17 protein-coding genes are annotated in these 24,126 nt (G+C 43.0%); 12 read left to right on the top strand and 5 right to left on the bottom strand.

From position 1 onward, the window contains the following. Nucleotides 1–11: 11 nt before the first annotated feature. A complete protein-coding gene (locus ABQ275_RS07570; RefSeq protein WP_349317676.1) occupies nucleotides 12–917 on the bottom strand; it encodes an SDR family oxidoreductase in 906 nt (301 codons plus the stop codon). 281 nt (nucleotides 918–1,198) lie between these two features. Here ABQ275_RS07570 and ABQ275_RS07565 point away from each other — a divergent pair, with 281 nt between their 5' ends. From ABQ275_RS07565 to ABQ275_RS07555, 3 genes are all read left to right on the top strand, one after another. After that, entirely contained in the window at nucleotides 1,199–1,579 is a 381-nt protein-coding gene (locus tag ABQ275_RS07565; protein WP_349317675.1) for a response regulator, read from the top strand. Nucleotides 1,580–1,621: 42 nt separating this feature from the next. After that, on the top strand, nucleotides 1,622–2,137 hold the full coding sequence (locus ABQ275_RS07560; protein ID WP_349317674.1) for a nicotinamide-nucleotide amidohydrolase family protein: 516 nt from the start codon (nucleotides 1,622–1,624) through the stop codon (nucleotides 2,135–2,137). Nucleotides 2,138–2,277: 140 nt separating this feature from the next. Further along, on the top strand, nucleotides 2,278–3,414 hold the full coding sequence (locus ABQ275_RS07555; RefSeq protein WP_349317673.1) for an FAD-dependent oxidoreductase: 1,137 nt from the start codon (nucleotides 2,278–2,280) through the stop codon (nucleotides 3,412–3,414). A 491-nt stretch (nucleotides 3,415–3,905) separates the two neighbouring features. On the opposite strand, the gene ABQ275_RS07550 is transcribed toward ABQ275_RS07555, so the two are convergent. Both ABQ275_RS07550 and ABQ275_RS07545 read right to left on the bottom strand, forming a co-directional pair. After that, the gene (locus ABQ275_RS07550) at nucleotides 3,906–4,091 is read right to left on the bottom strand and encodes a hypothetical protein (RefSeq protein ID WP_349317672.1); all 186 of its coding nucleotides are present in this window, start codon (nucleotides 4,089–4,091) and stop codon (nucleotides 3,906–3,908) included. 123 nt (nucleotides 4,092–4,214) lie between these two features. Then, nucleotides 4,215–4,850, bottom strand: coding sequence for an alpha-ketoglutarate-dependent dioxygenase AlkB (locus ABQ275_RS07545; protein ID WP_349317671.1), 636 nt, complete (start codon nucleotides 4,848–4,850; stop codon nucleotides 4,215–4,217). A gap of 888 nt (nucleotides 4,851–5,738) precedes the next feature. On the opposite strand from ABQ275_RS07545, the gene ABQ275_RS07540 reads away from it, so the two are divergent. Genes ABQ275_RS07540 through ABQ275_RS07525 form a run of 4 tightly spaced genes read left to right on the top strand, consistent with a single transcriptional unit; the run spans nucleotide 5,739 to nucleotide 12,939 of the window. Beyond that, on the top strand, nucleotides 5,739–8,963 hold the full coding sequence (locus tag ABQ275_RS07540; protein ID WP_349317670.1) for a DUF1553 domain-containing protein: 3,225 nt from the start codon (nucleotides 5,739–5,741) through the stop codon (nucleotides 8,961–8,963). A 6-nt stretch (nucleotides 8,964–8,969) separates the two neighbouring features. Then, nucleotides 8,970–10,484, top strand: coding sequence for a DUF1501 domain-containing protein (locus tag ABQ275_RS07535; protein ID WP_349317669.1), 1,515 nt, complete (start codon nucleotides 8,970–8,972; stop codon nucleotides 10,482–10,484). Between the two features lie 17 nt (nucleotides 10,485–10,501). Next, nucleotides 10,502–11,611: a twin-arginine translocation signal domain-containing protein gene (locus ABQ275_RS07530; RefSeq protein ID WP_349317668.1), complete on the top strand. Its 1,110-nt coding sequence runs from the start codon at nucleotides 10,502–10,504 to the stop codon at nucleotides 11,609–11,611. After that, nucleotides 11,608–12,939: a DUF2231 domain-containing protein gene (locus ABQ275_RS07525; RefSeq protein ID WP_349317667.1), complete on the top strand. Its 1,332-nt coding sequence runs from the start codon at nucleotides 11,608–11,610 to the stop codon at nucleotides 12,937–12,939. The genes ABQ275_RS07530 and ABQ275_RS07525 overlap by 4 nt, the downstream gene beginning before the upstream one ends. A gap of 338 nt (nucleotides 12,940–13,277) precedes the next feature. Here the strand turns inward: ABQ275_RS07525 and ABQ275_RS07520 are convergent, their stop codons facing one another. Continuing rightward, nucleotides 13,278–15,539 (bottom strand): molybdopterin cofactor-binding domain-containing protein, encoded by a 2,262-nt coding sequence (locus ABQ275_RS07520; RefSeq protein WP_349317666.1) that lies wholly within the window; start codon nucleotides 15,537–15,539, stop codon nucleotides 13,278–13,280. A gap of 18 nt (nucleotides 15,540–15,557) precedes the next feature. After that, complete coding sequence (locus ABQ275_RS07515) at nucleotides 15,558–16,013, bottom strand: (2Fe-2S)-binding protein (protein ID WP_349317665.1); 456 nt, start codon at nucleotides 16,011–16,013, stop codon at nucleotides 15,558–15,560. A gap of 384 nt (nucleotides 16,014–16,397) precedes the next feature. Here ABQ275_RS07515 and ABQ275_RS07510 point away from each other — a divergent pair, with 384 nt between their 5' ends. From ABQ275_RS07510 to ABQ275_RS07490, 5 genes are all read left to right on the top strand, one after another. Then, nucleotides 16,398–16,979, top strand: a complete 582-nt coding sequence (locus ABQ275_RS07510) for an RNA polymerase sigma-70 factor (protein WP_349317664.1) — start codon at nucleotides 16,398–16,400, stop codon at nucleotides 16,977–16,979. Nucleotides 16,980–17,057: 78 nt separating this feature from the next. After that, nucleotides 17,058–18,041 carry a FecR domain-containing protein gene (locus ABQ275_RS07505; protein WP_349317663.1) on the top strand — a complete coding sequence of 328 codons (984 nt, stop codon included), beginning with the start codon at nucleotides 17,058–17,060 and terminating at the stop codon, nucleotides 18,039–18,041. Nucleotides 18,042–18,288: 247 nt separating this feature from the next. After that, nucleotides 18,289–21,513, top strand: a complete 3,225-nt coding sequence (locus ABQ275_RS07500) for a TonB-dependent receptor (protein ID WP_349317662.1) — start codon at nucleotides 18,289–18,291, stop codon at nucleotides 21,511–21,513. 18 nt (nucleotides 21,514–21,531) lie between these two features. Then, nucleotides 21,532–23,076 carry a RagB/SusD family nutrient uptake outer membrane protein gene (locus ABQ275_RS07495; RefSeq protein ID WP_349317661.1) on the top strand — a complete coding sequence of 515 codons (1,545 nt, stop codon included), beginning with the start codon at nucleotides 21,532–21,534 and terminating at the stop codon, nucleotides 23,074–23,076. Between the two features lie 17 nt (nucleotides 23,077–23,093). Continuing rightward, complete coding sequence (locus ABQ275_RS07490; protein WP_349317660.1) at nucleotides 23,094–23,969, top strand: glycerophosphodiester phosphodiesterase family protein; 876 nt, start codon at nucleotides 23,094–23,096, stop codon at nucleotides 23,967–23,969. Nucleotides 23,970–24,126 lie beyond the last annotated feature (157 nt).

The following is a 24,126-nucleotide window of genomic DNA, read 5'->3' as shown; positions in this document are numbered from 1 at the left end:
TTTTTCTTTTTTTATGGCTGACCACTGCCACCGGCGGCTCCATATATTTGCCCTGTAGCAAAGCTGCCATCATTGGCTGCCAGTTGAACATAAATAGAAGCTAGCTCAGCTGGTTGTCCAGGCCGACCCAATGGCGTTTTTTCACCAAATTTTTTCAATTTCTCCTGCGAAGCCCCGCCACTGACTTGTAATGGTGTCCATATTGGACCTGGTGCAACGCCATTTACCCTAATCCCTTTGGAACCTAATTGCTTTGCAAGAGATTTTACATAACTCATCGTGGCGGCCTTTGTTTGAGCATAATCATATAGATCTGGTGAAGGGTCGTAAGCCTGTTCTGAAGTAGTGGCAATAATAGCAGACCCCCGCTGCAGATGAGGTAACGCTGCTTTTAAAATCCAGAAGGGGGCATATATATTTGTCTTCATGGTTGCATCAAATTCCTCTGCGGAGATATCCAAAATAGAATCACTGGCTTGTTGACGGCCCGCATTATTTACGATGATATCCAGCCCACCCAGTGCCTGAAGTGCTTCATTAACCAGTGATTTGCAAAATGCTTCTTCTCTTAGATCCCCCGGTATAGCTATAGCCTTGCGTCCCTCTGCTGCGATTAATGCTATCACTTCTTTTGCATCCGGCTCTTCTGTCGGATAATAGTTAATTGCTACGTCTGCACCTTCCCGCGCATAAGCAATGGCGGCTGCACGGCCCATTCCCGAATCCCCACCTGTTATCAGTGCTTTTCTTCCTATTAACCTTCCCGAACCCTTATAGCTTTTTTCTCCGTGATCAGGTTTCGGATTCATTTTACCAGCCAGCCCCGGCCATCCTTGTGATTGACCTTCAAAGGGAGGCTTAGGAAATTTGGACCTTGGATCTTCAAGATGAGTGTTAGCTTGTGTAGTGGGTTTCATTTTAAATCAATTTTAAATGAAGGATTTCAGAATACCTGACAGGTACAGTAACAAATCTTATGCAGACATTTAAACATAGGCGATAGCTCTACCTATTGTAAATAAATCCGCCTATCATGACATTTCGCTTTCGCAATATGTAGAAATTAAGTCACAGGGTGAATATGATTTACAGAAGAAAACATAACCACATCTCTCATAACTAATTGTTTTTCAACTATATATTTTTTTTAGATGGCTAGTGGCCCGTTGTTCGATATAAATCTTGAAAAAAAGTAGTCATGGCAAAAAAAATTCTCATTACAGAAAATGATGCTGATGTGAAATTGCTGCTATCGTCTATGCTAAAAAATCGCTTCAGCTTATCGTTTATAGATTCGGGAAGACAGCTTCTGCAAGGACTATTTGAGAAACCCGACCTGTTTATTATAAATAGTCAACTGCACGACGCTAATATTCTGGAGGTATGTAAGGCGCTAAAATCCAATGAAAGAACCAAAGGCGTCCCGATTCTTATTGTTTCTGCTTCTATAGACATTGAGGAACTGATGGAAGAATGTCCCGGAGACGATTACATCAGCAAACCATTTAGTGGATCAGATTTACAGAAAAAAATTGATGAAATAATTTCCGAAAAGGCACTAGGAAATTTATACAAATAAGATTTCTATAGAACCCTATAATTGAAAAAACGACAGAATAATATGAATAATGAATTCGTGAATGCTAACAACTTGTCGAATATTGGAAAAATAATTTTGGCGAAAAATCAAACTATAGCAGTCGCGGAAAGTGTTACCGCAGGGCATATGCAAGTTGCTTTTTCGCTTGCTGATAATGCGATAAATTTCTTTCAAGGTGGGATCACCGTTTACAATATTGGTCAAAAAGTCCAGCATCTAAGTGTTGAGCCGGTACACGCCTTATCATGCAACTGTGTTTCGGAAAAAGTCGCCATTGAAATGGCGATCAATGTCTGCGATTTATTCTTATCCGATTGGGGAATAGCCATTACCGGATATGCTTCTACAGTGCCGGAAGAAGGAATTATTGAATTGTTTTCCATTTATGCAATTAGTTATAAATCTAAAATCCTCTCTAAGGGAATAATCAGACCTGAAAACTCCGGGAATCCGGTTTTAGTAAGGCATCAATATGTCAATACATTGTTGGAAATATTTAATAATTTATTAAGTAGGCCGGAGGGAATTGATTCATAGGTGTGCCTTCGTCACCTATTTAACATTGAAACAAGTCACTATGGAAAACCAGGTTAAGAAAATCACTGATTTTGCGCTAAGTAAATGTTTTCAAGATATCCCTGAAAGCATCATAATGAAACTAAAACTACATTTATTAGATGCCGTTGGGACAGTCCAAAGAACAGGAAGAGGAATTGGAGAAGATTCGCCAATCGGCGGTTACAGCTGGTGTAAGCGTGGAACTCAGCGAAAATATTCCTGTCCCAATTCCCTTCTCCAGGGCTATTAAAGCGGGTGGGCAGGCTAAATTCAACCCCATGAGCTATGTTAATGCACTCGCCAAAGCGTTTGAAGGGTCAGGTGGCATCATTATGCAGGAAAACCGGGTTATCCACGTAGAAAATGAAAAATCACACGTTCAGGTGCAGACGAGTGCCGGAACGTTTCGGGGCAAGTCGGTAGTGTATGCGACACATATCCCGCCTGGAATTAATCTCTTACATTTACGCTGTGTTCCGTATCGTAGTTATGCCATGGCTATTATTCTCGAAGATGATCAATACCTCGATGATCTCTCCTACGATTTATACGATCCCTACAGATATTACAGAACTCAGGAAGTAGATGGCCAGAAATATCTCATTGCTGGCGGTGAAGATCATCAAACAGGTCATATGGAAAACAATACGCAGTGTTTCTTAAAGCTGGAGAATTACTTAAAACAACATTTCAGGATTAAGGAGATCAAATATCGCTGGTCCTCCCAGTATTATGAACCGGCAGACGGGCTTCCTTACATCGGTAACCTTCCAGGGCAGGCGGACAATATCTATGTTTGTACCGGCTATGGCGGCAATGGAATGATTTATAGTAGTGTGGCTGCGCTACTTTTAACAAGAACTATCTTAGGAAGAGATGCAAAATTCACTAAGCTTTATGATCCCAACAGGATTAAACCCATCGCCGGTTTTAGTTCGTTTATTTCGCACAACGTGGATGTAGTAACACAATTTCTTGATAAAATAATCAACAAGGAGCAGTTGAAACAGCTGACTAACATCGCGCCTGGCGAAGGTAAAGTAGTAGAATATGAGGATCAGAAAATCGCTATTTATAAGGATGATCAGGGTGAGATTCACGTCGTGAACCCAGTATGCACACATATGAAATGCGATGTAAAATGGAATGAAGCAGAAAGATCCTGGGATTGCCCTTGCCACGGTGCACGCTATGATATAAACGGAAACGTGCTAAATACCCCAGCAGATAAAGGACTTGAGCAATTAGAATTATAATATCAGTAATGGACATGCGTCAGCAGTTCCAGAAGAAAAATTTTCAGATCTGTTCGCTTATTATGCTATCGGTTTCAAGGGAGAGATTGTTGCTAAAGGTATTTTAGTGCCGCGCAAAATAAATGATCCTAGGGCTATATGTAAAGATTATGTTTTTTAGCTTTTACAAAAAACTATTCAGAAGTTCTCATTTCAAAACTGCGCAATAAACCGGATTTCTGATACAAATGGTGATAGTCGCTATATGTTTACCTCATCCTCTCTTTCATATCCATATATTTTTATAACTTCTTCTTCAAGTTTGCCAGGCGTTTTCTCCAGGTTTCCATTTGAGGAGGTTCATTGACTGGCAGCCCACGTTTATTGGCCAGACCTAAAGACTGAATCAATTGCCTACTTAGGCACGCGGCTTTTTTATTAGATTGTATCCACGAAGTTTGGGTTGCTTTTACGTCATCTTTATAGGTCTTTATAGCCTTCATAATAATTTTTCATTCAGCGTCAGGCGCTTTTTGCTTACGATAAATTATCATAAGGCGATTATAAGCGCCGGCTTCAAGCGGCTGTTTATCTATAGCCTCCAGATATAACTTTTCAGCCTCATCAAAAGAACCTTCTTCCTCAAGTTCATTGCCTTTTCCAAGCAAGATTTTATGTGAGTTAGTTGATTTGGCCATAATATCTTAATGTATGTATGATCTTCTAACAAAAACATATCCATTCTGGTTTAATGTAAGCAACCATCTCGCTCACAAATTAAAAGTGCAAATTCGATCTGCCTTTTTGAAATGAGTTAAGAGCTAAATATCTTTGTTATCCGCCAGGTACACCGATTTTGACGGATCAGAGATTCGAAATGTAAGATTGATCCTACCTCCCACAATCTTTCTGGTTTTAGGCACATGATGCTCATATAGATCTTGCATTGATGCTCCCATCAACAGAAAGCTGCCATGCGTCAAAGGGATACTAAGCTGTGTTATACTTTTGTCGGTTTTACGACGAATTTTAAAAAGTCTGGTATCTCCAAAAGTAACAGATGCGATAGGATGATGCTTTCCGTCTTTTGGAAGTGTATCACTATGCCATGCGACCGAATCATTGCCATCCCGGTAATAATTGAGTAACACCCGGTCAAAACATATTCCGCATTCGCTTTCCACTAGTCCTTTAATTTCCAATAAATGCTCCGTCCATTCCAACCCATTAGCGCCACCATAGTAAGCAGTTAATCTCGGATCTGGTATGACTTTTTCATACATTTTCCTTGAACGTTGGCCCCAAGGTGTTGTATTTATTAATATTTTATAATATCTATCTGAAAGGTCTTTGCAAAAAAATTGTTCCCATAAGCGAAGATCGGCGCCTGGCAACATGAAATCTATAAAACGTTTCCTTCCTTCGTCAAATAATTCAATGTCATCAAAAAGTTTCATTTCATAAAGATACTTGAAACACTAAAAATATTAGCATTTGCCAGGATAGCCAACCGCGAGTGGCTTTTCCTGTTGGTGATAGCCGGCCAATTTTGGGGCGTTCCCAGGTAATTCATTTCATATATCCGCGACCTGGCTGCGATACAAAGATGATTCCCTACATTTCAAGAACGCTGTTATCTGAAAGCGTTATAGAGCGGATTCAACTCTCCAAAGCCTTTATTAAGACAAGATGCTATCAATTCATATCATTTGGATGGTTCTCGTATATTAATTAATTTCACCCGGTAACGTTCTTTTAGTGGCCGGAGTAAAACAGTGAGTAGGTGTAAAGCCGTTGACACGAAATACTGAAATTCAATATATTGCGATATCAGGGCGTCGTCTAGTCGTCCCGACAAAAAGGCTAAAATCATTGTAACGCTTTGTTACGCGATATGCCGAAAAGCCCGCAGATATTGTATCTGCGGGCTTTTTCATTTTCCGCACATATCATCTTATTTCAAAGAATTTCAAGTTGATCCTTAAAGTGTAATATTTAGAAATCCCCAACCAAGGCTTTGACAACTAATTAATTTATTACTTCAAGGCTACTGTTACTTTTTGATACAAAGTCACCCAAATAAATCAAAATGCAATAATTCTGATTTTAATCAATCTATCTTTAGATCTTGTTGAAACTACCAATGGCTACCACCGAAATCTCAATGCGCATGGTTTGGGGGCACTCTGCTAAGTTTTCCGTGGGACTTTTAAGACTGAATTTCTTACATTTAGTACAGACGTTCTTTTCCCTGGCGATGGAATATACGTAGAACAGCCATTCACTAAACCAAGGGATTTGTGCTATAGGTAATATATTGATTATAAACGCGGAATATTTACGTTATGAGAAGGCTCATATTGATACTGTTTAGTGCTGTATTGTTACTTGCTGTCATCTTCCATTATTCAACAACCGTTGAGTTGCCGTCTGATGTAAAGGGGGCTTACAATGCCTTACCTGGTCCACCGGACTATAACTCAGACGTAAAACCGATCCTGTCTGATAAATGTTTTGCCTGCCATGGGCCCGACAAAGCTAAGCAAAAGGCGGGTCTACGATTGGATATCGCCCAGTTTGCCTACGCCAGTTTGCCCGACGATAAAGGTAAAGTAGCTATAGCTCCCGGAAATATAGATGGCAGCGAATTATTTCACCGCATCATGTCAGATGATCCAAAGTATATGATGCCCTCACCCGAATCGCACCATACCCTTACCGCACATGAAAAAGCCATTCTGATCAAATGGATTGATAATGGCGCGGTATACAAACCTCATTGGGCTTTTGTTAAACCGGTAAAACCTCATATACCGGCAGCAGATGGTATTATAAACAACCCTATCGATAATTTTGTACTGGCTAAACTAAAGCAGCAAAAGTTGCAACCGGCAAAGGAGGCAGATAAAGAATTACTGCTGCGCCGCGTTACACTTGACCTTACGGGACTTCCGCCTACCATAGCCGAAATAGATGCTTTTTTAAAGGATGGCACTCCTAATGCCTATGAAAAACAGGTTGACCGATTGCTATCTTCCCCACATTATGGAGAAAAAATGACGGTTGACTGGCTGGATGTTGCCCGATATGCCGATTCACATGGATATACGGTTGACAGGATCAGGGACATGTCGCCATATCGCGATTGGGTGATCAAAGCCTTCAATACGAATTTTTCATATGATAAATTCATACAGTGGCAACTGGCTGGTGATTTGATGCCACACCCCACACGCGATATGATAGTGGCCACGGCTTTTAACCGCAACCATCAGCAAAATATGGAAGGTGGGATTATTGAGGAAGAATTTCAGACAGAATATGTTATTGATAGAACAAATACTTTTGGCAATGCTATGCTGGCTATGTCTGTAGGCTGCGCCAAATGCCATGATCATAAATTCGACCCAATATCTCAAAAGAATTATTATGAGCTGTTCAGTTTCTTTAACAATATAAAAGAAGCCGGCCAGATATCCTTTGACGATGCACTGCCTACACCTACGTTGCTATTACCTACCGAACAAAAAGAAAAAGTACTCCAGTTTATCAATAACAACATAAAAAAAGAACAGGAAGCCCTTACTCAAACAGAAAACAAGGCTGCTGCCAGCTTTGATAAATGGATCAATGACGGTGGCTACAAAAAACTATCTGCCGACAAAATTCCAGGTAACGGCATACAGGCCTACTACACTTTTGATAAAGGAAGCCTGGTCAATAACATGAACCCTAAAGATATTGCCACAATGAAACGCGAAACCGGGCAGGCAGGTGAAAAGGCGGTGTTTGAGAATAACGGTAACGGTAAAGCCATTGTACTCAATGGTGACAGCTGGCTCGATCTTAACAAAACCGGTATTTTCAGGAGATCACAGCCGTTTACCATAGGCATGTGGGTTAACATACCAAAGCAGCTAACCGAGGGCGTTATCTTTCACAAAAGCAACGCTGAGCGTTTATATAATTTCAAAGGATACCATCTCTATTTGAATAACAATAAGCTGGAGCTAAATATGACCCATACAGGTCCGTCAAATGCTATTACAAAAGTGAGTATTCCTGATGTACCGCGTGATAAATGGATACAACTTACGGCCACTTACGATGGTTCGTCGAAGGCTGCCGGATTTAAATTATATATGGATGGCTCGGAACTACCCATGGAAACCACGATAGACGAGCTTACCAAAGATATCCTTTTTAACGGAGGAGGCCCTGGCCTGCAAATAGGCGCCTGGTGGCGTGGCCGTGGTTTTAAGGATGGTAAGGTGGACGATATTACCGTTTATAACCGTACTTTAACACCGTTTGAAATTAAAATATTGGCGCAGAAAGCAAGCTGGTTGCAAATTACAGCCAAGAATAAAGCCGGGGTAACTCCGGATGAGTTAAATAACTTAAGGGCATATTATCTTTCAGCAATCGATCCGGATGTACAATCCGGGAAACAAAAATTAACGGCGTTGCGAACTGAATTATCAGATTCTACAGAGAATATTGATGAAATAATGGTGATGCGGGAAATGGCCAAACCTAAAAAAACGTTCTTGCTAAAGCGGGGCAATTATGATATGCCGGGCGAACAGGTTTATCCAAATACGCCGGAGGCTATTTTGCCCTTTGATAAGCATTTGCCAAAGAATAGGTATGGCCTGGCACAATGGGTAACCAATCCTGATAATCCACTGGCTGCAAGGGTTGCTGTAAACCGTTTTTGGCAGAACTTTTTTGGGACGGGAATCGTAAAAACTGCCGAGGATTTTGGCAACCAGGGCGAAATGCCAAGTCACCCCGAGTTACTGGACTGGCTGGCTACAACTTTTATTGAATCCGGCTGGAATGTAAAGCAGCTCAATAAAATGATTGTCATGTCAGCCACGTACAGGCAAGATTCCCGTGCAAGCAAAGCAGCCGTAGAAAATGATGCAGAGAACCGGCTCCTTTCACATGGCCCCGCTTATCGTATGCAGGCCGAAATGATCCGCGATAATGCGCTTTTAGCAAGTGGATTACTTAATACGCAAATAGGCGGTAAAAGCGTGAAACCCTACCAACCCGAAGGCCTTTGGGAGATTAATAATACCACGTATAAACCCGATACAGGTAAATCTGTTTATCGGCGCAGTTTATATGTGATCATCAAGCGTTCGGTACCTAACCCAACATTGGCAACTTTTGATGCCACTGCACGTAATTACTGCACCATGCGAAGGCAAAAAACCAATACGCCACTGCAAGCGTTGGTGACCCTTAATGATCCAACCTTTGTAGAAGCTGCCAAAGTAATGGGAGAACAAATGACCCGGACGCCTGACAACCGTGAAGCTATCATTACAACTTACCGTAAACTCACCGGGCACAGGCCCACGCCTGGCGAGGTAAGCCTGCTGCTCGCACTGCAACAGGCCGAGTTAAAAAAATTCAGGCAGCATCCTGAAAAGCAAACGGGTTGGCTTAATACGGGACAGTATAAAATCGATAAAACGCTGGACAGCTCAATGATTGCCGCCAATTCAGTAGTTGCCAGCGCCATCATTAACTCTGATGCATCATTAACCAAAAGATAAATTTGTATGTCTGATTTTCATCATGATGAGGAGTTCAGGCTCCATACACCGGAATTTAATGAGCTCAATAAAAAGCTTGACCGTCGCAATTTTTTAACCAAAACATCTTTGGGGATCGGGGCATTGGCCCTGGGGTCATTATTCGGTAACAAGCTGTTTAGCGGTTCGCCCAATGCAGCGTCTATATCGACCGGCGATCTGGAGGCAGATATTTTAAGGGCATTACCCCACTTTGCACCAAAGGCAAAAAGGGTGGTATACTTGTTTCAAAGCGGCGGCCCATCTCAATTCGAAACATTTGATTACAAGCCCGTGCTGGCCAAATTGATGGGCCAAAACCTACCGGATTCGGTACGCAAAGGACAACGGCTTACGGGTATGAGCGCCAACCAAAGCGCGTTGCCCATGGTGCCATCATATTACAAATTTAACCAGCATGGCCAAAACGGGACCTGGATGAGCGAGTTGATGCCTTTTACCGCAGCTGTAGTTGATGAGCTTTGTATAGTAAAATCAATCCATTCAGAGGCGATAAATCATGACCCTGCTATTACTTTTTTTCAAACCGGTAATCAGTTACCCGGTAGACCTTCCATTGGGTCGTGGATAAGTTATGGCCTGGGGTCGGACAACAATAACCTGCCAACTTTTATTGTGTTGGTTTCCAAAAACGGACAAAAAGATCAGCCGCTATATGCCCGGTTATGGGGTAACGGTTTCCTGCCATCTAAACATCAGGGAGTGCAGTTTAGGGCGGGGAAAGATCCGGTGTTATTTCTGAACAATCCTGATGGGTACGATGGTAAAGACCGGAAAGAAATGCTCGAGTATCTCTCAAAACTAAATCAGATACAAAATGCTGCCTACGGCGACCCGGAAGTAGATGCCCGCATAGCACAGTATGAAATGGCCTATCGCATGCAAACCTCCGTACCAGAGGTAATGAGCACTGCAGATGAACCAAACGAGATATTTGAAATGTACGGGCCCGATAGCAGGGATTCCGGTACCTATGCCGCCAACTGTTTACTTGCGCGTAAGCTGCTGGAAAAGGATGTAAAATTTATACAGCTATACCACCAGGGCTGGGATCAGCATAGTAATCTGCCATCGGGCATAGCCACACAATGTAAAGCAACAGACCAGGCTACTGCCGCACTCATTAAAGATTTAAAACAACGGGGCTTATTGGAAGATACATTAGTAATATGGGGCGGCGAATTTGGCCGTACCGTGTATTCTCAGGGCAAGCTTACGGCAAATGATTATGGCCGTGACCACCACCCGCGTTGCTTTACCATGTGGATGGCAGGGGCAGGAGTTAAACCCGGTATAACCTATGGTGAAACGGATGACTTTAGCTACAATATTGTAAAAGATCCCGTACACGTGCATGATTTTCAGGCCACGCTGCTGCATCTTATGGGTATAGATCATGAACGGCTTACCTACAAATTTCAGGGCAGGCGCTTCAGACTTACAGATGTGGAAGGAAAAGTTGTAAAGGATATATTAACTTGATACTATAACACAGATCTATGAAAAATTCGAGAAGAAATTTCATCAAAAATGCAACTATTGCATCTGCTTTGATTGCGGCCACACCCGCAAAAAGCTTTGCCATCTTACACAAGGATTTGCAGCCCGATGATCATATTATTGGTCAGGGTGCATTTACCTACAAGGCAGATAAGAGTTGGGCAAAAATCAGTGTAAACACAAACCCGCTCGCTAACTGTCACGAAATGGTGCAGGATAGCAAAGGCCGTCTTATTATGTTGGGCGACCATACCCATAACAACATCCTTATATTCGACAAATCGGGTAAGTTGCTGGATTATTGGGGCACTGCCCTGCCCGGAGGGCATGGCTTAAGCATCAGCAAAGAAGGTGACGAAGATTTTTTATTACTTACCGATTGCGGTTGGGCTTTGGACAGGACAGGAAACAACTACGGCCAATCGGGCCAGGTACTGAAAACTACGCTTGACGGTAAACTAATATTTGCGATAGGCCACCCGCGAACTATTGGCATTTACAAGGACAATGAACCCTTTAAACCAACAGAAACTGCCGTTGCTCCTAATGGTGATATTTATGTTGCTGACGGTTATGGCTCCGATTATATTATACAATACAATAGTAAAGGACAATATATACGTCACTTTGGCGGACATCATAATACTAACAAAGACTATAATCTGAACAATGCACATGGCGTAACAGTTGATACCCGCGATAAAAATAATCCTACATTGATTTGTACCTCGCGGGAGGAGAACTGCTTTAAAGTATTTACACTCGACGGTAAATTTATCAAGCGTATAGACATGCCCGGTATGTACGTATGCAGAGCGGTAATCAATGAACAGAATATTTATGCCGGTGTGTGCTGGTCAAAAGATGCCAATGGTAAACGTTTTGATTATTCAGGCTTTGTAACCGTGCTGAATGCAAATGACGAAGTGGTATCAAACCCGGGAGGAGCTGCACCAGTATATAAAAACGGAATTTTACAACCAACATTGCAGGCAACAAACCCTGTTTTCCAACATGGCCATGATGTTTGTATTGATGAAGATAAAAATATCTATGTGTGTCAGTGGAACGCCTATCACACAGCCCCGGTGAAATTAACGCGTATATGAGATTAGGTAACATCAGCACATTTTCAGGCCATTTGCATCCGCTTATTGTGCATCTTCCAATTGGCTTTATATTGCTGGCGGCAATTTTTAATATTTTATCATACAAAAAAAAATACGAGAATTTAAAGCCAGCTGTATCAGTAACATTATTTATTGGGTTTATATCGGCAGTCCTGGCTTGTTTGTTCGGCTATATATTGTCCTTATCCGGTGATTATGAAAAGGACATATTGATCCATCATAAGTTATCCGGTATTACCCTTACAATTATTTCTGGTGTCTTATATTATATATCTACAGAAAAAGTGACACGCGAGGTACGCATTCCGAAAAAGCTATTCTCCGTTTTACTCCTCGGTGTCATAGCACTCATGAGCTATAGCGGGCATGAGGGGGCAAGCCTTACTCACGGAAACGACTACCTAAGTGTGCGCACACTGATGCAGCAGGTGCGCGACAAACCGGCAAGCGTCCAAACCGCCATGATATTCGAAGATGTTGTAGCACCTATTTTACAGAATAAATGTGCCCAGTGCCATCAGGGGGGCAAACTGAAAGGGAACTTTTCGGTTGAAAACCTGCAAACACTATTAAAGGGAGGTAAGAGTGGTCCGGCAATATTTCCCGGAAAATTAGCCGAAAGCGAATTATATAAGCGTGTTACACTCGATCCCGGCCATAGCGATTATATGCCTGCAGATGGTAAACCTCCGCTTTCAAAAAATGAGATACAGATAATTAAATGGTGGATAACGAAGGCCAGTGCGGTGGAAGGTAAAACATTAGCACAGTTAAAGGACGCAGACTCAATACAAATGCAGGTAAGCACCTACCTGGGCTTTAATAAAATTACTACCGGAAATGCTGACGGGAATGGGGTTACTCAGACCATTAATGCCGACATCCCCATACAGGCAGACACTTTGCTGATGGCACACCTACGAACAAAAGGATTAATGGTGAGACTGATGCTAAAAAAGCCAATGATGCTGGATGTTACACTCCCCGCCAATTCAGGTGTGAAAATGTCAGAGATCAGGGACGACCTAACACTCCTGGCCAAAAATATCGTTTGGCTGAACCTATCCGGTAATAACTTTACAGATAGTGATCTGCATATTTTAAGATCATTTGTTAATCTTGAAAAATTACGGATAGAAAAGAACCCGGTTACGGACGATGTCTACAATAATCTTGTATCTCTCAAGCACCTGGAGGCCGTAAATTTAAACGAAACTAAAATAACAGAGATGACGGTGGTCAACCTGAAAAAAAATACCGGAATAAAACGAATTTATACCTGGGGTACAGCAATAAAGCAAAACTAGCACCCGGCTTTTCGGGTGCTCCTCCCTACCTGGCTTTCTCTGATGCAATTCATATCAGCTCATATCATTTAGTAAAAAATTAACTATTTTATACTTTTGTTGAGTAACGTTCTTTTAGTGGCCAGAGTGAAATAGTGAGTAGCTTTTAAGCCATTGACACAATAATTAAAAGGTACTCCTCCTAATGTTCAATACGATGAGTATCGCGCACACTGCTAAATGTTAATGCTAACAATTTCCAATCGTTCCCTGCTTTTTTATAAACTTCGGTTACTGTAAATTCATTTAATCCGTCATGCACTAAACAATACGATCTGTGGTCCTTCGTTTCAGCAATATTATGATGATGACTTTAATTCATTAATAAATGGCTGGTTGTAGAAACGCTTTCCTGTCGCTTTATACAGCGCATTGGCAATGGCCGCGAACACAGGAGGAAAAGGAGGTTCACCCAGGCCGGTTGGGTCGTGTTCATTTTTTACAAAATGAACTTCAATTGCTTTTGGTGCTTCATTGGCCCTGATCAAACGGTAAGTGGTAAAGTTATTCTTTTCGGGTACCCCATCCTTGAAAGGAAGTTCTCCATAGAGCGCGTTACCAATACCATCTATAATGGCACCTTCCGCCATATTGATTGCAGCATCTTTATTAATCACGATTCCGCAGTCAATAGCGGCAACAACTTTTTCTACTCTCGGCGTATTATCTTTCAATACTACATCAACTACCTCAGCAACATAAGAATTATGGCAAAAATAAGCAGATACCCCGCGCTGCACTCCCTGAGGCGTTTCATTCCACTTTGATTTTTCCCGAACCAGCTCCAATACGCCGGCATAGCGCGCTGCGTCGTAGTCGTTCTTTTCCCCAACGGGATTTGCTTGAGCCCGTTTCAACAGTTCCAGCCGGAACGCTATCGGATCTTTGCCTAATTCAGCAGCCAGCTCGTCAAGGAATGACTGTTCGGCACTGGCCATAAAATTAGATCTTGGAGCGCGGAAAGCACCGATGGTGATATTGGAATCTATCTTCCACCCTTCGGCAAGGTAATTGTCAATTGCCCCCGCGGGAAAACGATCAGGATAGATAGGTGATTCGGGAATACCACCAGCTTTGACATGAAAGGCAGTCAAATTGTTATTTGCGTCTATTGCTGCACGATAGGTTGCACTATAAGTTGGACGGTATATTCCAGCTGTCATTTCGTCTTCACGGGTATATACCAACTTAACGGGAGCCTGTAGATGCTGGGAAATTACTGCGGCTTCTATTAAGTGATGTCCATATGCCCTACGTCCAAATCCACCTCCCATACGGGCTAGTCTGATTTTTATCTTTTCCTTTGGCAATCCAAGCCTTTGAGAGAGTGTTCCTATGATAAACTCCGGAGCTTGAATTGGTCCGTATAGCTCCGCCTTCTCTGCCGTTACATGCGCAAAGCAGTTTACAGGTTCCATGGTATTATGTGCCAGGAAAGGTGCAGTATAGGTTCGTTCAAGGATTTTAACAGCAGATTTGAAAGCACTTTCCGGATCACCGTCCCTGCGCAGGATGTTTCCCGGTTTCTTACCAGCTTCCTCCATCATGGCCCGATGCGTTTCGGTACTCTCCAATCCGGCAGGATACTTAGCGTCTATAGGTTTTGCTCCAGGTGTCCAAGATGAAGCCGTCTTAAAGATACGCTCTGGCTCCTGCTCCCATTCAACTTTTAATGCTTTCTTTGCCTGCAAAACTTCCCAGGTACTATTACCTGCAACTACAGCAAATTTCGTAAAACTTGTTGTGTCAAAGAAGTTCTGCACAATATCTTTAGTAAGCGAATCAATGGTAAATATGGAATTAATTCCAGGCATTTTTTTAGCAACACTGTCATCAATAGATTTTAGCTGCATACCAAATGCTGGTGGATGAACGATCATAGCGATGAGCATTCCCTCTGCTTTATAGTCAAGCGTAAACAGCGGTTTCCCTGTCAGGATATTCCGCAACTCGACATTTTTTTTAGACGAACCGATGATCTTAAAATCGGAAATGTTTTTTAATTTAACTTCTTTGGGTACCAGTGTTTTTGCCGCCGCGGTGGCGAATTCGCCATAGCTGGCTTTTTTCCCGGAAGCTTTATGAAGAAGAACCCCAGGTTCGGTGGTAATTTCACTGGCCGGCACTTTCCAAAGCTGAGCAGCAGCTAATATCAGCATCTGCCTGGCGGTAGCTCCTGCTGTACGCAATGGCGCCCATCCCTGCCTGATAGACTGACTGCCGCCCGTAAACTGCCTTTGATATCGTTCAGGATAGAAGTCTGCCTGCTCTACAATCACCTTCTCCCAATCAACATCTAATTCTTCAGCCAGTATCATTGGCATAGAAGTCTTTATGTTCTGGCCAAACTCCGGATTAGGGTTAAATAGCGTGACTACGCCATTTTCACCAATCTTGATATAGCTATTCAATTCGAACCATTCCCTGGGAAGTTCGATACCTTTCTTCTCCGGAGGAGTGCAACCTGCTAACCAGCTAAAATGCAGCACCATTCCTCCACCTGCAAGTAAAGCAGCTTTCAGAAACGACCTTCTGCCTATTGTAGTTTTTACAACCGTCATCTTGTCTTGTCTTTGCGTTTAATAATTGGCAGCTGTTCTAATGGCCGCCTTTATTCTAAGGTATGTTCCGCAGCGACAAAGATTACCCGTCATAGCGGCATCAATTTCATCATCCGTAGGCTTGGGTTTGGATTTCAATAACGCAGCAGCATTCATGATCTGGCCAGCCTGGCAATAACCACATTGAGGAACATCGTGTTCTTCCCACGCCCGCTGTAATGGATGGTCCCCATTCACGGATAAGCCTTCAATCGTAGTTATCTGCTGATCACCGATCGCAGAAACAGGTACTGAACAACTACGGACTGCTGTTTCACCAAGTAGGACAGTACAAGCGCCACAAGCAGCCACACCACATCCATATTTGGTGCCGACTAAAGCAAGATGGTCACGTAATACCCAAAGGAGCGGTGTTGCTGGATCAATATCCAACGTATGCGTTTTGTTATTTACATTTAATTTTACATTAGTCATATCATATTTGTAGTGATTATATACAAGGTAATCACAAAAAAGGCCAAACACTTATACTTATTACTGATTTTTCTACCATTTTTACTGATATCATTTTGTTGCACTAACCCAAAAGCCTAAAAAGCCATGAAGCCCGTAGAAACAGTATCTTCAACTAAACTGATGAAGTAGCAGTTATTTCAAACAAATTTTTTTATTCACCAAATGCCTTCTTTTCCAATCAACAATTATTATATTTGTTTGATACAGAAATTATCTATACTTATTAAATTCCATTTTATGTCTGCAGCGCAGTTGCTTACAATTATTTAATATGCAATGTCTGCGGGTCGTATTACTTTTGAGAGGTATGTCAGACAACCAGTCTGCCTTAAAAAGGCCAGTATGCAACGATCTACTTATACCAGCCAGCTTGATGAATTAAATGATGAAGTCCTACTGGAACAATTCCGGCAGGGTAATACACTGGCATTTGAAGAACTGTACAAAAGATTCTGGGGGGTGCTTTACCTCCAGGCATACCGTATATTAACACAGGAAGAAGATGCACAGGATATTGTACAGGAAGTATTTACCGCTCTCTGGACTAAAGCTGCCAACATCCAGCTTTCCGGCTCATTAGCCGCTTATTTATATGCTGCAACGCGAAACAGGGTGCTGAATATGCTGGCGTCCAAACGTACTTATCAGACCCATTTGTCTTCTCTGAAACATTTCCTTTCAGGTACCAATAATAACTCCCTGCAATACATTACAGAAAAAGAAATTACTGCCCGCATGGAGCGGGAAATACGTGCGCTGCCCGCCAAAATGAGAGAAGTATTTGAACTAAGCCGGAAAACGTCGCTTACGCATAAAGAAATAGCCCATCAGCTGCAACTGTCGCAGGAAACCGTCAAGAAGCAGATCAGCAATGCCATCCGGACCCTTCGTCATAAGATGGCCCATTTTCCTTTTTTCCTCTAGGCCAACCCGGTTAATTTAAAAATAATCTGCCGGCATCTACCCCTCTTTTCATTTTCAACTGTCTAGTAAGAAAGGTATATGCCTTTTAATATGCCCATGCATGACATCAAAAAGTTATTGAAAAAATATATAGCCGGGAAGTGTACCCCGGAAGAGCAGCTATTAATAGAACAATGGTACCAGCAGGAAAATGACCGTAGTAAAGCAGATACCTCCGGACTCCGTTTTGAGCATCTGGAAAAGACGATATGGCAACAGGTACAACAGCACACATCACCGCCTGCGAAACGGGTAACGATGCATCGCTATACTCTGTTGAAAATAGCTGCCTCCCTGCTGCTGATAATAGGAGCTGGTATGCTCATGTGGCAACGCTGGCCGGCTGAAGAAAAATGGCAGGAAGTAATTGCATCAAAAAAACAGCCCTTGCAGTTAATACTGGACGATGGTACCCAGGTATGGCTGAATGCAGGTAGTCGCTTACGATACCCGGCTCATTTCACCGGTGTAAACAGAAAAATAGAATTGTTATCAGGGGAAATATGCCTGGATGTAAAACAAGATCCTGCACGTCCTTTTATCGTAAAATCAGGTCATGTAAATACCCGGGTACTGGGCACGGTGTTTAATGTGCGGATTTATCCACAACTGGCTTTCCTCCAGGTAACAGTACAACAGGGAAAAGTGGCCGTTCAGGGCGATGCCGGCCTACAGGACCTGGCTGGGAAAGAAGTGCTCGTATTACCCGATGAACAGCTTACGATCAACACCGGATCACCCGCATTCAGCAAAACCATCGTAGATGGTAAGGCCGTGAATGGGTGGACAACCGGTAAACTGCTTTTTAATAATGAAAGACTGGATGTGATAGCATTATTGCTTGAAAACAAGTACAACAAACAGATTTCTTTTGCCGATACCACCCTTGGGGCCTATCGCATTACCGCCGGCATTGAGACTGCTGATTCCTTATCAGAAGTACTGGACATCCTTTGCCTGGCTAATAAACTAACCTATTCCACGGATGGTCAACATATTATTTTTCGTAAACAAACACACTAAAACATATCGCCTATGCCCGTCACATAAGGTCATTAAAAAGCCGGTAAAGGTATACCCTACCGGCCCGTTTAAAAGAAAAGATCAATGCGTAACGCCAATCACTTATTGATCCTTCTCTCTGGATTTTATTAACGATTTGATCAATTATTAAAACCCGTATAAAGGTATGAAAATTTATACCAGGATTGTCGTGTCCTTCATTCAACAAATTATGAAAACAGGATGCAGGTTATTTATCCTTATTCTAATGAGCACTCAGCTGTTGCTGGGCGCTGTTTCCAATGGTCAGTCACATACCATTGATGAAACCATCGACTGTACTTTTTCCCGGCAATCGCTCAAAGAAGCTTTTACCATTATTCAGCAAAAAACAAATTACCTGTTTATCTACAATGAAAAGGTAATAGCACCTTACAAAACGGCAGCACTACAGGTCAGGCAAAAAACAGTTGCCTGGACGCTCAATGAATTACTGCGCAATACAGGGCTGACCTATAAAATACGAAACAGCAAAATAATCATCCTGGAAAAAGAACCCACGACCACTACTCCACCTGCCACCCTTACTGCACCTGCGGAAAAAGTGAGGGGTAAAGTCACCGATGAAAAAGGTACGCCTTTACCCGGTGTGACCGTAGCCGTTAAAAACGCCAACCGGGGCGATATCACAAACAGCGAAGGCGTTTTCTCTGTAGACGCTGCAGCCGGTGATATTTTACTCTTTTCCATGTCTGGCTATATACGCCGGGAAGTAACGGTTTCCTCCACTCAGCTAACCACTGTGGTACTGCAGGAAGATATAAAAGGACTGGAAGAAGTAGTGGTAGTGGGATATGGCACGCAAAAGAAAAGGGATATCACCGGTTCTATTTCTTCTGTAAAAGGGAGCGAAATTGCAGAACAACCTACTACCAATGCCGCACAGGCATTGAAGGGTAAGGTAGCGGGACTGGACGTATTTAACAGTGGCAATGAACCTGGTGCCGGCGCTAATATCCTCTTGCGCGGACAACGTTCCATCAAAAACGATAACAGCCCTTTGATTGTATTGGATGGAATCCCCATGTTAGGTGGTTTTAATGAAATCAATCCGAATGATATTGCTTCCGTAGAAGTATTAAAAGATGCTTCTTCTACTGCTATATATGGCTCCCGTGCAGCGAATGGTGTAATCATCATTACTACCAAAAGAGGTAAAGCAGGAAAAACTAATGTTGCCTATGATGCTTATTATGGTGCTACATCCATCACCAAAAAGTTGGATCTGATGAATGGTGAACAGTTTGCCCAGCTGCGCCGGGAAGCGGCCAGAACTGCCGATCCCGGTAACAATTATCCCGGCGATGCTACACTTTTCGATGACATTGCTCTCCGGTCGCTGGCACTGGGCAGGTCTACCGATTGGCAGGATCTTATTTATCACGGCGGCGCCAAACAAAACCATCAATTGTCTGTAACCGGTGGGAAGGAAAAAACCCAATTTGCCGTTTCCTTTAACTATTTCAAGGAAAACGGGATCATAGACAAAACAGATTTTACCCGGGGAGCTTTACGCATCAACCTCGACCACCAGGTCAATGACCGTATCCGGATGGGCGTATCTACACTGGCCAGTATGTCTACACAAAATGTAACCGACAATACAGTCTTTGATAATGTCTTGCGCCTGAACCCTCTCGGTATTCCATACGACAGCACCGGCGCATTGCTGTTCCGCCCCAATAATGATGAAGGACAACGGGTAAACCCACTGTCTGTTATCAAAAACACCATCAATCAGCATTATAAAACACGCGTATTTGCCAGCATGTACGGCGAGTGGGATATATTCAAAGACCTTACCTACCGCCTGAATATAGGACCGGAAATGGAAGCCTCCAAAGAGGGTTATTTTAAAGGCAGTGAAACAGACGATAACCAGGGAGGAAATGCTACCGCAGGTTTGAGCAATTCAGATATGTTCTCTATAACGGTGGAGAATATACTGAAATACAACAAACAGCTGTCAAAGTCACAACGACTGGGCGTTACCTTATTACAAAGTTCCCAGCAGCAAACCGTCAACAGTTCCGGTATCAGGGCGAATAAACTGCCGTATGAGGCCCAGAGTTACCATAACCTGGAAACAGCAGGTGAAGTAACCGGTATTAGCAGTGATTACCGCAAATCATTATTGCTGTCTTACATGGCCCGTATTAACTATGACTACAAGAACCGTTATCTCTTTACTGTTACGGGTAGAGCAGATGGTTCCTCTGTTTTTGCTGCGGGTCATAAATGGGGATACTTCCCTTCTGCCGCCGTGGCCTGGCGTGTAGATGCAGAACCATTTATGCAATCTCTCCACAACCTGAATACCTTAAAACTGCGGTTAAGCTACGGTAGCACCGGCTTTAACGGCATTCTGCCCTATGGTACTTTCAGTACACTCCAAAAGAGCAGCTATGCTTTTGGAGAAGCAGGGATGAATGGATTTCAGCCTGCTACTATTGCTAATCCTAATCTTAAATGGGAAGCTACGGCTTCGCTGAATGCCGGAATCGATTTCGGGTTGTTCAATAATCGCATTACAGGTACTGTAGAACATTATATTGCCAATACCAAAAATATCCTGTTAAGAAGGAGTATTCCCGGAAGTACCGGTTATACAGAAGTATTGGAAAATGTTGGCGCTACCCGTAATAAAGGTTGGGAAGTTACCTTGTCTACCGTCAACATCAATAACGAAAATGGTTTTCAATGGACAACCGATCTGAACTTCTCTACCAACAAAAATGAAATTGTACAATTGTATGGAGATGGAAAAGATGATGTAGGCAACCAGTGGTTCATTGGCCAGCCTATCAATGTGTTCTATGATTATCAGAAAACAGGCATCTGGCAAACCAGTGAGGCTGAAACGGCTAAAGACTATGGCGCCAAACCCGGACAGATAAAGCTGTTGGATAAGAATGAAGATAAACAATATAGTGACCAGGACCGCATGATTCTGGGATCAGCGTTTCCAGGCTGGATAGGCGGTATGACCAACCGTTTTTCCTATAAGGGGCTGGAGTTGAATGTAGTAATAAATACACGCCAGCACTACCTGATCTATTCCAGATGGTATGAAAATAACAACCGGCTGGCCGGCAGGTATAACAACATAAATGTAGATTACTGGACACCGGAAAATCCTACCAACGAGAATCCGCGTCCCGATAAGAACCAGGAAAGCGTATATCTCGGTTCAACACTGGCCTATAAAGATGCCAGTTTTGTGAGAGTAAAAAATCTTTCATTAGCTTATTCACTTCCACAATTATGGTTGCAACGTGCCACTATTAAAAATTTAAAAATCACCCTGAGCGCCGAAAATCCATTTACCATTACAGGATATAAAGGACAGGATCCGGAGTTTGAATCAGACGGAACCCGCGCCATGTACCCTACTGTGAAAATGTATGCCATCGGTATCAATGCTGCTTTTTAATGATTAAAACAACCTGTTATGCCATTTAATAAACGACTTCATATACTTACTGCAATATCCCTTTGCTGCACGATTTTCGCTTCCTGCAGCCTGGATGAAAAAGATCTGTACAAACCCGTACCGGAAGCCATATACAGCAATCCAGCCGGCATCTCCAATGGCGTTACCGGTGTATACAGCAAATTGAGGGCACTATACGGATCACAAAAAGGATTTACTGCCACCACTATGGGTACAGATCTTTTCCAACATGGAAAAGATGGAGGCTATAAATTCATGGATGATTATTCCACCGCGCTCAATCCTGCCAATGGTTATCTCAATGAGATCTGGAACGATTGTTATGCTGGTATTAATGCTGCCAATACCGTGCTTGATAAGATAGACCTGGTAGAAATGGACGACAAACTCAAAAAACAATATAAAGCAGAAACCCGTTTTTTACGGGCACATTTCTACTACTGGCTTACACTTCAATTTGGAGATGTAGTATATTCAGCGCATGAAACAAAGGGAGTGGTAACCGATGCCGGCAGAACTGCCAAAGAAGAAATCTGGAAAAGCATGCTGGAAGATACCCAGTTTGCCGCCGATGAACTGAACTGGACTTCTTCGGAATACGGACGGATTACCAAAGGCGCCGCCCTCCATCAGCTGGCAAAAATCAAGTTATTATTGAAAGACAATGATGGTGCCGCTGCTGCCGCTATAAAAGTGATTAAAGAGGGCCCCTATCAGCTGGTAAAGACTTATGGTAGTGTATTCGATTATAATAACCAGCGAAATACAGAGATCCTATTTGCGGTGCAATACCTTAACAATGCCTTGTTTAACGGCGACGGCAATCAGGGACACGCCTTCTTTACACCTGCCTATGATCAGTATGCCGGTTTAAAACGTGACCTGGAACAAGGTGGCCGTCCTTATACCAGATTCCGGCCCACCGCGTTTTTCAGAGACCTGTTTGATCAAGATGATGCCCGCTTTGATGCGACCTTCCGCTATACCTGGACATATAACAATACCGCCACCATGCCCGCAGGAAAAAAGATAGGCGATACCGTAGTATGGCAGATCTCTCCGGGTATTACCTCTCTTATTGCTCCCAATAATGACAACATGCACTGGGCTGTCAAAAAGCATGACGATCCTACCCGTGCCAGCGTACAGGACCTCAACGGATTCCGCGACTTTTTTGTGTACCGCTATTCAGAAACTTACCTGCTGGCTGCGGAAGCATTAGTGCTGGCTGGAAAACCGGAAGATGCCCTTCCTTATTTCAATGCCGTTAGAACCAGGGCGGCCAAACCAGGCAAACAATTGCCGGATGTAACCATTGCCCAGCTGAATATAGACCAGATCCTGGATGAACGTGCCCGCGAACTGGGTGGGGAAAGTATGCGCTGGATGGACCTTGTCCGTACCGGCAAACTGATAGAAAGAGTGAAGAAATACAATCCTAATGCCGTGAATATAAAGGAATACCACGTATTACGTCCTATTCCGCAGGCCCAGATTGATCTGTCTACCGTTGAATTTCCACAGAATAAAGGCTATTTTTAATTCAAAAATAAGAATGAATGAAGCGATGTTTTTTTATTGTTCTGATAATGTGCGGAGCCTGGGGTTCCCTCCACGCACAGGCAACCAAACCCGCCAAAGGAAAGGTTGACCTTATATTAAAAGATTTCTATCAACGCCCGGACCGGATCATGGTGGCCGCTCACCGGTCGGCACATACCAATTACCCGGAAAACTCACTGGCAGCCATCCGTGAAGCTATCAGGCAGGGTATTGATATTGCAGAACTCGACGTACGGCTGACCAAAGACAGTGTACTGGTACTCATGCACGATAAAACCATTACCCGCACCACGGGTCAGAAAGGAGAAGTGAGCAGCTTTACTTACGGAGAGCTGAAACAATTCCCTTTACTGCACAACGGGCAGCCGACTTCTGAAAGAATTCCAACTTTCAAAGAAGCTTTATTGCTGGCAAAAGGACATATTATGATAGATGTCGACTTCAAGGCCGATGGCCAGGAAGCTGCCCGGCAGGCATGTGGGTTGATAAAATCTACCGGTACTATTAAGCAGATCCTGTTCTTCCTGTATGATCACCACGATGCGGCCTTTCTGCAAAGTATCAACAAACAGATACCTATTATGCCCAGAGCACATAATGCCGCTGAAACAGCTGCCATCTTAAAAATAGGTAAGTTCCCGGCCATTCACGTGGATCCTTCCTTTTATACAGACAACCTGATGAGCGATATCCGCTCCGCGGGATCACGGGTATGGATAAACGCATTAGGGGAAATTGACAGCATCGAGAGAGCCACCGAAAATGCAGGATTCGATCTGTTGTTTTCAAAGTATAAGCAAGCCAATATTATCCAGACTGATTTACCGGAACAACTGCTCCGCTATTTAAGAAAAAAAGGACTGCACCAATAGTAGTTCGAAATCCCTTATCAGGACGCTGGCTTGTCCACCTGAACTTTTGATAAGAAGCCCTACATGCTTAGATGTAGGGCTTCTTTCTTTTGTATAAATCTTCGGTTCTTATAGCATGTAATATTCCCGGACATAGCCATTAACGCTGTCATAGACG

Origin of the sequence: Chitinophaga sp. MM2321 (assembly GCF_964033635.1) — a bacterium.
GTDB lineage: Bacteria > Bacteroidota > Bacteroidia > Chitinophagales > Chitinophagaceae > Chitinophaga.
This window is presented reverse-complemented; position numbering and strand designations above follow the sequence as displayed.